This is a genomic window from Mesorhizobium sp. M7A.F.Ca.US.006.01.1.1 (genome assembly GCF_003997935.1).
GTDB lineage: Bacteria > Pseudomonadota > Alphaproteobacteria > Rhizobiales > Rhizobiaceae > Mesorhizobium.
In genome coordinates this window covers 1-10,709 of record NZ_RZQL01000238.1, presented here as the reverse complement: position 1 = coordinate 10,709, position 10,709 = coordinate 1, and the positions used below count along the sequence as shown (strand labels likewise).

The following is a 10,709-nucleotide window of genomic DNA, read 5'->3' as shown; positions in this document are numbered from 1 at the left end:
ACGTGGTAGTAGGGACGCTTCTTCGAGCCCGCACGGGCCAGTCGGATCTTCAAGGGCATTTCTTTTCTCCTAAAAACTAAGTTCGTTGATTGGGTTTCAGTTGGTTTTCGTCACGCCGTTGGAAGCGGAAGCGGCGATCTGTTCGTGGTGGCGGATCACTTCGCGGACGACGAAGTTGAGGAATTTTTCCGCGAAATCCGGGTCGAGATGGGCATCCTTCGCCAGCTGGCGAAGCCGGGCGATCTGCTGCTGTTCGCGTGCCGGGTCGGCCGGCGGCAGGCCATGCGTCGCCTTCAGCACGCCAACCGCCTTGGTGCAGCGGAAGCGCTCGGCCAGCATGTGGATGAGGGCTGCGTCGATGTTGTCGATCGAGGCGCGGTAGTCGGCCAGGATGGTGCGTGCGTCGGCCATGTCCTTTTCTTCGTTCATGGCGTCCTTACTTCTTCTTGCCAAGGCCGGGCAGGCCGCCACCCATTCCGGGCAGGCCGGGGAGCTTCATGCCGCCGGGCAGTCCGGGCAGCCCGCCGCCGGGAAGGCCTTTCATGCCGCCGCCGAGGCCGGCTGCCTGTGCCTGCTTCTGCAAGGCTTCGAGCTGCTTGGGGTCCATCTTCGACAGGTCCGGCATGCCACCGCCCATCATGCCACCACCCATGCCCCCGGGGCCGCCCGGCATCATGCCGCCAAGGCCCATCTTGGAGGCGAGGCCGCCCATCATGCCGCGCATCAGGCCGCCGCCTTTGCCCTTGCCGCCCATCGCCTTCATCATGTCGGCCATGCCGCGATGCATCTTGAGCAGCTTGTTGATTTCGGCCGCGTCGGTGCCGGAACCGGCGGCGATGCGCTTCTTGCGCGAATGCTTGAGCAAATCGGGATTGGCGCGCTCGGCCTTGGTCATCGACGAGATGATGGCGAGCTGGCGGCCGAACATCTTGTCGTCGAGACCGGCGGCGGCCATCTGGTCCTTCATCTTGCCCATGCCCGGCATCATGCCCATGATGCCGCCCATGCCGCCCATCTTCGACATCTGCTGAAGCTGGCCGGCGAGGTCGTTCAGGTCGAACTTGCCCGACTGCATCTTCTTGGCCATCGCCGCCGCCTGCTCGGCGTCGATGTTTTCGGCGGCCTTTTCGACAAGCGAGACAATGTCGCCCATGCCGAGGATGCGGTCGGCGATGCGCTTGGGATGGAATTCCTCCAGCCCGTCCATCTTTTCGCCGGTGCCGATCAGCTTGATCGGCTTGCCGGTGACGGCGCGCATCGAAAGAGCCGCACCGCCACGGCCGTCGCCGTCCATGCGGGTCAGCACGAGGCCGGTGATGCCGACGCGCTCATCGAAGCTCTTGGCCAGGTTGACGGCGTCCTGGCCGGTCAGCGAATCGGCGACCAGCAGGATTTCGTGCGGGCTAGACACCTTCTTGATGTCGGCCATCTCGACCATCAGCGGCTCGTCGATATGGGTGCGGCCGGCGGTGTCGAGGATGACGACGTCATGGCCGCCGAGCTTGGCTGCCTGCACGGCGCGCCGCGCGATGTCGACCGGCGACTGGCCGTCGATGATCGGCAGCGTGGCCACCTTGACCTGTTCGCCGAGCTGGCGAAGCTGCTCCTGCGCGGCGGGGCGCCGCGTGTCGAGCGAGGCCATCAGGACCTTCTTGTTCTGACGCTCCGAAAGGCGCTTGGCGATCTTGGCCGAAGTGGTCGTCTTGCCGGAACCCTGCAGGCCGACCATCATGATGACGACCGGTGCCGGGGCATTGAGATCGATGGCGACGCCTTCGGCGCCGAGCATGTCAACCAGTTCGTCATGGACGATCTTGACGACCATCTGGCCGGGCTTGATCGACTTGACCACGGCAGCGCCGACGGCCTTCTCGCGCACCTTGTCGGTGAAGGAGCGCACCACTTCCAGCGCCACGTCGGCTTCGAGCAGCGCACGGCGCACCTCGCGCAGTGCTGCCGAGACATCCGCCTCCGACAGTGCACCGCGGCCGGTCAGGCCGTTCAGGATGGAGCCAAGGCGCTCCTGCAGCGTTTCAAACATTCTTCTTCCTTTTTCCCAGGCACCCGGACGGTGACCGAGAAGTAATGCGTTCGCGCCAAGTGTCCAAGCAAAAGCCCGTGCAAGCGAAAAGCCAAAAAGCACCCGGGGGCGCTCAGCGCTGCCGGGTGTTGGCCTCCAGGATCGATTTACAGCACTTCACCTCAAAGAGGCTTCGGCGTCCTGGTCGGCTTGCTCGGAGGGATACTCGTCGCGGAATTCGGGGCGTGTAGACAGGAAATCGGACGCAGAGTCAAGACAAAGACCGGATTGCGTCGTTCCCGGGCCTGCAATCAGGCCGTGCTCGCCCTGTCCGGAAGCTCGGCGGCGACCTTGAGCGGCGAACGCGGATGTAGAAGCAGCACGATGGTCAGCAGGCTGCAGGCGATGCCGATGAAAGCGATGAGAACCGCATCCAACGTCGCCCAGCCCGGTCCCTCGAGCGGCCTGGCGTTGAACAGGGCGAAGGAATTGTAGCTTTCCTGATGCGAGATCAGCAGGAAGCCGGTCAGGTTGTTGCCGAGGTGAGCACCCAGCGCGGCGCCGAGATTGCCCGTTGCATAGACCACCAGTGTCAGCAGCAGCGCGAAAGCGGCGATCGACGCCAGCACGCAAGCATTGATGGCTGGCGACGAACTCGCGCTCCAATGCAGCGAGGTGAACAGCAGGGCCGGCAGCAGGGCCCAGACGAACGGGCTGTGAACCGGCTGGCGAGACCGCGCAGCAGATAGCCGCGAAACAGCACCTCTTCCGAGGATGTCTGCAGCAATGTGAGCGCGGCGATCGGGATCGCAAACAGCAGCCAGGACGACAGGCTGATCGGGCCGCGCGCGATCTGCGGTTGCAAGAGATAGAGCAGGATTTCGGATATCAACGAGGTGATCAGCACCGCGATCAGCCCCTTGAGGAAGCCCGACCATGAAACACGTCGGCTGTTGCCGAGCAGCGCCGGCAGCTTCTCGCCATGCACCCAGCGCATCGCGACCCACAGGCCGAGCCAGATGCCGGCGAAGGAGACGAGCGCAGTGAGGATGCCAAGGGGCGAAGCGAGGAAACCTTTAATGCCAGATGATGGGGCCGCCTGCCAGGCGAAGAAGGCATAGGTGCCGCCGACCAGCACGGCCACGGTGGTTGCTGCCCAAAAAAGGACGACGATCCCCGTTCCGAGCAACAGGCGCGGCAAGGTCGTCCTGACGTTCGGCGAATGCCTGTAACGCTCGAAGGCGGCCGGATCGATGGTCACGCGGGCTCCTTTGCCAAAGTCATCGCTATTGACTAACCGATGGCCCGGAAAATCGGAATCGTTTTCCGCAAAGGACAACGCTCAGAGCAGCGTCTGCGCAAGAGAGGCGACGCGCTGCGGTGCCGCCTGCTGGCGGCCGCTGCTGTCGCAGCGGCCGCTTGTGCCAATTGTCGTCAACGCACGACGTACATGATGCGCCTTGTCTGCGGATCGATCAGCGCCCGCTGGCCGTTCACATAGACATAGCGGTAATTGTAGTCCGGAATCTCGCGCAGCTCGACGGTGTCGGGCAGGGTCGCGCCGGTTACCACTTCGCCATCGAGATAGATGGGATCGAGGCGATGCGTGTCGACATAGGTGCGGACTTCAGCCGGGGGTGGCGGGAAATCATCCACGACCGGATCGCTGGCGATGATCGCGCCGGTATAATCGGTCGAGTAGTTGCCGATGTCCTCCGGCGGCGAGACGACAGCAACACTGGAGCGCCGTTGCGTCAGCACCACCCGGCTGCCGCCTATGTCGGCCGTCACATAGTCGGAATAGACCCAGCCCTGGCCGCCGGCCTCGGCTATGGTGCACCATTTGCTGTTTTCGATGCAGCCATTGAGCGTTGCCGACTGGCCGGCGGCGAGCACGCCGATCACAGGGTATTGCGGGCCGGGTCCGGCGCGCACGTTAAGATCGGTGACGGCTGAGACGGCGGTATCGGCAAACGCGGCGCCCGACACCACGGTCAGCATTCCGGCGACCGCCGGAAACAACAGGGATTTCATGGTTTCTCTCCGTTTTCATGGTCCCTCGCCAGCGAAAACGGGGCAGCAGCTCATGCGTTCCCGCTAAAGCGCCTGCGCCGACTCACGATTTGTTCCCTGTTCTCCAGGCAAATCGGTCAGAAGTTCGTGAACGAATTCCAATTTTCGCGCCGTGACGTCCGAAATGACAAAGGGATAGAGGTCGGGCAGGCCCATGCAGCGGTTGATCGAATTGGAGGCTTCCGACAGCACCAGCCAGCGGGCAAGGATCTTTTCGAAAGGCTCCGGCACGGTCGCCGGCTCCGAGGGTGCGGCCTGCAATTCGCCGCCGGTGTCGCCGCGCGGCAAGTCGTTGGCCTCCACCGTCTCCAGCCGGCCGAGCGGAAAGTTCAGCGCATGGACCATTTCCAGCGTGTCGGTGATGTGCAGGTGGTGGGCCCAGGTCTCGGCCCAGTCCTCCCAAGGATGCGAGGTGGCATAGGCCGAGATATGACCTTGCTGCCAGTCGGGCGGCGCACCATTGGCATAATAGGCCTTCAGCGCCTGTTCGTAGTCGGCGCGGTCGTCGCCGAACAGTGCGCGGAAAGCTTCGAGCCTGTGCGGATCGTCGCGGATCAGGCGGTCCCAGTAATAGTGCCCGAGCTCATGACGGAAATGGCCGAGCAGCGTGCGGTAGTTCTCGCCCATCTCGACGCGCCGCTTCTCGCGCTCGGCCGAATCCGCCTCGGCGACGTTGAGCGTGATCAGGCCATTGTCGTGACCGGTCAGGATGCGCTCGCCGCCGGGGCCGCCGCCGATCGGATCGGCGAGGAAGTCGAATGCCAGGCCGATCTCGTCGGCCGGGTTCTGCTTGGGCGCCACCGGCAGCCCGAAGGCCAGCAGCGAGTAGATGGCGCGCTTCTTCGCTGCCTCGACGCGGATCCAGCGACGGCGGTTGCCGTCGACGGAGAGGTTCGGGATCAGCTGGTTCAGCACGCAGGCGCGGCAAAAAGCGTGACCCGGTTCCGCCATCCAGTTGCAGGCGCATTCGTCGGCGTTGGTGCACTGGAAGACGCCGTCGACGCCCGCCAGCGCGAAACAGGCGTGCTCGGGATCGTAGAGCACGGAGTTCCCGCAGTTCAGGCACTGGGCGTTCTCGAAATAGATACGATGGCCGCAATGCGGGCAGTCGAAGAGTTTCATGTCGGTCTCAATTCACCGGAGGTGACATAGATGTTCACGGCGGCCCGTGCCAAACGCGAACAGCCGCGCGGCGTTCCACATTTTCCTGAAGCTATTTGGCCGCAAGCTGGGCGACAACCTGTCTTGCCACCCCTTCGCCCGACAGCCGTGCGCCGCCACAGGTCTGCATCAGAGGACCGGCCAGATGCTCGCCGGCGAAGAAGATCTTGTCAGCCACCGGCTGCATGAGTGCCGCGCGCGCCAGCGAACGGCCGGGGCGGGCGGCGGCATAGGCGCCGCGCACGAAGCGCTCGCCGCCCCAATTGGTCATCATGGCGCGTCCGACGTGCTTGCCCGTATCGCCGCCGAAGATGCCGCACAGCCGGTCGACGACGAAGTCGATGCCGGCCGCTTCGCCGGCCGCCGACATTTCCCAAGCGAAATCGCCGCCGACGAAGCCGACCATCAGGTCAAGGTCGAACGGGAAGCACAGGAAATAGATGTCGTGCCTGGCCATCCGTTCGATCAGCAGGTCGTCGAAGGGCTGCAGCCCGAGCCTTGTGCCCGATATTTCGACCGGCAATTTGGTCAGCATGCCCATCGGCAGGTCGAAGAAGGCGCCGAAATGCGTGTCTGGCAAGGCCGGCGAGAACGCGATCTCCTCGAAGGCGAGCACCGCTGGCGAAGCGGTGACGATCACCGCTTTGGCGCGGACGGTGCCGCGATCGGTGACGCAGGCGACGCCGGGCACGTCCCACAGGATCTTGCGCACCGGAGTCGACAGTTCGACCGGCACGCCGGTGCCGAAACGCGCCACCAGCGCGCCAAGGCCCTCTTTGCTGAAGTAGTTCGGATCGAGATCGGCAGCGGCCTGGAAGTCCAGGATCGAGATTTCGTCCTCGTCGGCACCAAAATCCATCGGCCCGGCGAAGGTGGCGGCGGCGCGCGGCGCATGGCCTTTTGCCAACAGCGCCGAAAGACGATCGTCATCTCCGTCCTTCACTTCATGCCTGGCCAGCAGTTCGAACAGCTTTGCGTCGGCGGCCTTCATGTCGGCTTCTTCCGCTTCGCTCGCCTTGCGCTCGCGGTAGTAGAGATGATCGACGTTCATGTCGTGATGATGCAACGTCCAGCCTGCCGCCTGGGCTTCGGGAAAATAGGGATTGCGGTCGGCGGCATGCAGCCAAGCGCAGCCGATGTCGAAAGGCACGCCGAAATGCTGGTCGCTGGTCCAGGCTCGCCCGCCGATTCGGTCCATCGCTTCGAGCAGCGTGAAGGAAAGCCCCGCCGCCTGCAGGCTCCTGGCGGCGGCAAGACCCGCCGAGCCGGCGCCGATGATGACGACATCAACGTCTTGCATGCAGCCCCCTTGCCACAATAATCACTTGATCCTAGGCAAATTCCACGGCATTCGCCAGCATTGCAGCGGTGACAGTGACAAGTGCGCGTTTCGCTGGCAAGTTCGCAATTGGGACGTGATTCAGGCAACCAGGAGATCAACATGGCAATTCTTGCCAAGGGAAAGATGTTTGCAGCGGCCGTGGTGGCGGTGCTTGCGCTGGCGACGGGCGCACAGGCGGCGGCCAGCTGCGGCAAGACCGGCGCCGGCTTCGAGGCCTGGAAGCAGGATTTTGCCGCGCAGGCCAGGTCGGAAGGTGTAGGCGCCAAGGGGCTGGCCGCTCTGGCCGGGGCGAACTACGCGACTAAGACGATTTCCGTGGACCGCGGCATTCACAAGGCCTTCAGCGGCTCCGTGGACGATTTCATGCGGCGTCGCGGCGGCGCCGCGATCATCTCCAAGGGCCGCTCCCTGAAGAAGTCGAATGCGGCGCTGTTTTCCAAGATCGAAGCGAATTACGGCGTGTCGCCGGGCGTGTTGCTCGCCATCTGGGGCATGGAAACCGGCTTCGGTTCGGCCATGGGCAACCAGAACACGGTTTCTGCCATCTTGACGCTTGCCTATGATTGCCGCCGCCCGGGGTTCTTCTACCCGCATGCCATTGCAGCCCTGAAGCTGGTTGATCGCGGGGCGTTGACAGCCTCGTCGGTCGGGGCCGCGCATGGCGAGATCGGACACACGCAGTTCCTGCCAGGAAACGTCCTGAAATATGGCGTCGGCGGCGGGAACCTGCGCGACAAGAGCACGGCGCTGGCTTCCACCGCCAACTTCCTCAAGGGCCATGGCTGGCGGGCGGGCGCGAGCGCGAGTGCAAATATGGGTGCGATTGCCGGCTGGAATTCCGCGAGCGTTTATCAGCAGGCCATCGCCCGCATTGCCACGGCGATCGACGGCGACTGACAGGATCGTCCTCATGGACTTGGCTTGAATGAAAAACCCAGCGCGACGCCGGGTTTTTTCATTTGATTTCGAGCGTGTAGGAGCAGCCGGCCAGGGTCTTGCCGGGGTGGGACTCGACGGTCGAGACGTTGAGCTTGACGTCCGTGGAGAAGGTCAATCCTTCCGACTCTTCGGTGCTTTGGACAACGACCTTCTCGCCAAGGAATTTTTGGGGCGTGGAAAAAACGGCCATGACGTTGAGTTCTTTGGCAAGCTCCGGCGCGGCAACGCCGTCGAGCAGGGCCATCGGCCCCGCAGCGGTAAACACGATCGATCCTGTCTCGCGATTGAACACGCGGATCTTGGCCGGCAGTTCGTATTGGCTGAGAAACGGATTGCCCGAGGCAACCTCCTTCCAGCCAAGCGTTTCAACGGCACCCGGTGCGCTGGACAGCCACAGGGCAAAGTCGTTGTAGGTCGGAACGTCCGCCCTGCACTCGATCAGCGCGGGAAGGTCGAGAGAGGTGGGGTCGAACTCCTGGCCGGCGGCGGGCGTCGTCAGAACAACCAGCGGCGCCAGGCAGCGACCGAAACCGCGCATCCGCGCTACTTGGTGCGGTTGCGCGCGGCCAGCGTCCTGAGCCGCAGCGCATTGAGACGGATGAAGCCGGCGGCGTCCTTCTGGTCGTAAGCGCCGCGGTCGTCCTCGAAGGTGACCAGCGCATCGGAGTAAAGCGTCTTCTTCGACTTGCGGCCAGTGACCATGACATTGCCCTTGTAGAGCTTGAGGCGCACCGTGCCCTCGACGTCTTCCTGGCTCTTGTCGATCATCGCCTGCAGCATCAGCCGTTCGGGCGCGAACCAGAAGCCGTTGTAGATCAGTTCGGCGTAGCGCGGCATGAACTCGTCCTTGAGGTGGGCGGCCCCACGGTCGAGCGTGATCGATTCGATGGCGCGGTGGGCAGCGATCAGGATGGTGCCACCTGGTGTTTCGTAGACCCCACGCGACTTCATGCCGACAAAGCGGTTCTCGACCAGGTCGAGCCGGCCGATGCCATTGTCGCGGCCAAGATCGTTGAGTGCCGCCAGCATGGTCGCCGGCGACAGTTTCTTGCCGTTCAGCGCGATCGGATCGCCCTTCAGGAACTCGATCTCGATCTCGGTGACGGTATCAGGCGCGTCCATCGGCGAAACGGTGCGCTGGTGGACGAATTCGGGCGGCTCCACCCATGGGTCTTCCAGCACCTTGCCCTCGGAGGACGAATGCAAAAGGTTGGCGTCGACCGAGAACGGTGCGTCGCCCTTCTTGTCCTTCGGCACCGGGATCTGATGCTGCTCGGCGAAATTCATCAGGTCGGTGCGCGACTTGAACGACCAGTCGCGCCACGGCGCGATGACCTTGATGTCGGGGTTCAGTGCGAAAGCCGAAAGCTCGAAGCGAACCTGATCGTTGCCCTTGCCGGTGGCGCCATGCGCGATCGCGTCGGCGCCGGTTTCCCGCGCTATATCGACCAGATGCTTGGAGATCAGCGGCCGTGCGATCGAGGTGCCAAGCAGATAGGTGCCTTCATAGACGGTGTTGGCGCGGAACATCGGGAAGACGAAGTCGGCGACGAATTCCTCGCGCACGTCGACGACGCGGATGTCCTTGATGCCCATCATCTCGGCCTTGCGACGGGCCGGCTCGAGTTCGCCGCCCTGGCCGAGATCGGCGGTGAAAGTCACGACTTCGGCGCCGAGCTCGGTCTGCAGCCATTTCAGGATGATGGATGTGTCGAGACCGCCGGAATAGGCAAGCACGACCTTCTTGACGTCTTTGGCCTTGGACATTTCTACTCCGTCGATGGCGGACGCCCCAGCCTGGGCGTCACGGATTGTCGCAGCGCCTTTTAGCAGGAACGGCAGAGCGAGCAAGCACGCGTGCATGCATGGCTTCTGGTCCAGGCATGCCCCGGGGCGGCCGGCAGCGAAAACAATCTGCTGCAATCAAAGGCTGCATTTGCTGGAGGGACTTAATCAAGTTTTCACGCCGCGCCGCTAACACTTACGACAAAGCCGCCTTGACCACGTTCCGGGCGGCTTCTTGCCTGCTTTGTCGTGGGTGTCCTCGGACTTGGGCCGTTCTTGATGCGCGTTATATCATGCATCGCCATGGAGCATAATCTGTGGCTTGTCCTGCTGGCGGCGCTGATGTGCGTCACCGGCTGCTGGGTGACGATCGGCCTCTTCGACCGTTCTAGAAAAACCACCGGCGTGCAGATGAAGGGCTGGCTGTTCCTGACCGCGGTCGCCGCAGGCTCGTCGATCTGGTGCACCCATTTCATCGCCATGCTGGCCTACCAGCCCGGCGCGCCGATCACCTTCGATCCGGTCCTGACCATGGCATCGCTGGTCATCGCCATCGTCGGCACCGGGCTGGGCTTCACCCTCGCATCCGGCAAGAGCCGGCGCCTAGCCCCGGAATGGGGCGGCGTCGTCGTCGGCCTGGCGATCTCGGCCATGCACTACACCGGCATGATGGCCTATCACGTTGCCGGCATCGTCGAGTGGAACGGCTCCTATGTCGCCGCCTCGCTGGTCATCTCGGCGGTGTTCTCCGCCTTGGCTGTCGGCCATGCCGTGCGCCGGCCATACCGCTGGTCGCACTATCTCGCCATCGGGCTGCTGGTGCTGGCGATCGTCGGCTTGCATTTTACGGCCATGGCCGCGGTGGCGGTGACGCCGCTGTCCTTCATCAGCACAGGCACCAATCCCGATATTCTGGTGGCCATGGCGGTCGCCGTCGCCGTGGTCGGCCTGATCGTCGCGGCCACCGGCTTCGCCAGCTATCTGATCGATGAGCGTGGCCGTCTGGAGAGTTTCGAGCGGCTTCAGCATCTCGCCCTCAACGATGCTCTAACCGGCCTTCCCAACCGGGTCTCCTTCAACGATCGCCTCGACCATGAGATCGACCGGGCATGCGAGGGCGAGGACACAATGACGGCGGTCATCGTCATCGATCTCGACCGCTTCAAGGAGATCAACGACCTCAGGGGCCACGCGGCCGGCGACCAGGCTCTCAAGATCGTTGCCCGCAGGCTGGCGAAACTCACCGGTGAGGGCGAGTTCGTCGCCCGGCTCGGCGGTGACGAGTTCGCGGCTATCAAGCGCTTCAAGGATCAGAAGGACCTGCTCGGCATGGTCTCGAGGCTGGAGAAATCCCTGTTCGAGCCGTTGCGGCTCGACGATTTTGAGAAC

Annotated in this window: 10 protein-coding genes; 2 read left to right on the top strand and 8 right to left on the bottom strand. The window is 63.6% G+C overall.

All coding sequences use genetic code 11. The features are described 5' to 3' along the window. Positions 1-96: 96 nt before the first annotated feature. The 6 genes from EN943_RS29815 to EN943_RS29790 form a co-directional block, all read right to left on the bottom strand. A complete protein-coding gene (locus EN943_RS29815) occupies positions 97-429 on the bottom strand; it encodes a chorismate mutase (RefSeq protein WP_127415721.1) in 333 nt (110 codons plus the stop codon). A gap of 7 nt (positions 430-436) precedes the next feature. Beyond that, positions 437-2,041, bottom strand: coding sequence for a signal recognition particle protein (gene ffh, locus EN943_RS29810; RefSeq protein ID WP_127415720.1), 1,605 nt, complete (start codon positions 2,039-2,041; stop codon positions 437-439). A 290-nt stretch (positions 2,042-2,331) separates the two neighbouring features. Continuing rightward, the gene (locus EN943_RS39000; protein WP_348630111.1) at positions 2,332-2,958 is read right to left on the bottom strand and encodes a CPBP family intramembrane glutamic endopeptidase; all 627 of its coding nucleotides are present in this window, start codon (positions 2,956-2,958) and stop codon (positions 2,332-2,334) included. Between the two features lie 496 nt (positions 2,959-3,454). Next, a complete protein-coding gene (locus EN943_RS29800; protein ID WP_127415719.1) occupies positions 3,455-4,054 on the bottom strand; it encodes a DUF1236 domain-containing protein in 600 nt (199 codons plus the stop codon). A 63-nt stretch (positions 4,055-4,117) separates the two neighbouring features. Continuing rightward, the gene (locus EN943_RS29795) at positions 4,118-5,215 is read right to left on the bottom strand and encodes a putative zinc-binding metallopeptidase (protein WP_127415718.1); all 1,098 of its coding nucleotides are present in this window, start codon (positions 5,213-5,215) and stop codon (positions 4,118-4,120) included. A gap of 91 nt (positions 5,216-5,306) precedes the next feature. Then, positions 5,307-6,554 carry an NAD(P)/FAD-dependent oxidoreductase gene (locus tag EN943_RS29790; RefSeq protein ID WP_127415717.1) on the bottom strand — a complete coding sequence of 416 codons (1,248 nt, stop codon included), beginning with the start codon at positions 6,552-6,554 and terminating at the stop codon, positions 5,307-5,309. A gap of 141 nt (positions 6,555-6,695) precedes the next feature. Here EN943_RS29790 and EN943_RS29785 point away from each other — a divergent pair, with 141 nt between their 5' ends. After that, a complete protein-coding gene (locus tag EN943_RS29785; protein WP_127415716.1) occupies positions 6,696-7,493 on the top strand; it encodes a lytic transglycosylase domain-containing protein in 798 nt (265 codons plus the stop codon). Between the two features lie 58 nt (positions 7,494-7,551). Here the strand turns inward: EN943_RS29785 and EN943_RS29780 are convergent, their stop codons facing one another. Further along, entirely contained in the window at positions 7,552-8,073 is a 522-nt protein-coding gene (locus tag EN943_RS29780) for a hypothetical protein (RefSeq protein WP_127415715.1), read from the bottom strand. Between the two features lie 5 nt (positions 8,074-8,078). Then, on the bottom strand, positions 8,079-9,302 hold the full coding sequence (locus EN943_RS29775) for an argininosuccinate synthase (protein WP_127415714.1): 1,224 nt from the start codon (positions 9,300-9,302) through the stop codon (positions 8,079-8,081). Between the two features lie 297 nt (positions 9,303-9,599). Between EN943_RS29775 and EN943_RS29770 the strand changes: the two genes are divergently transcribed. Further along, on the top strand, positions 9,600-10,709 hold a 1,110-nt coding region (locus tag EN943_RS29770), incomplete at its 3' end, for an MHYT domain-containing protein (RefSeq protein WP_127415713.1).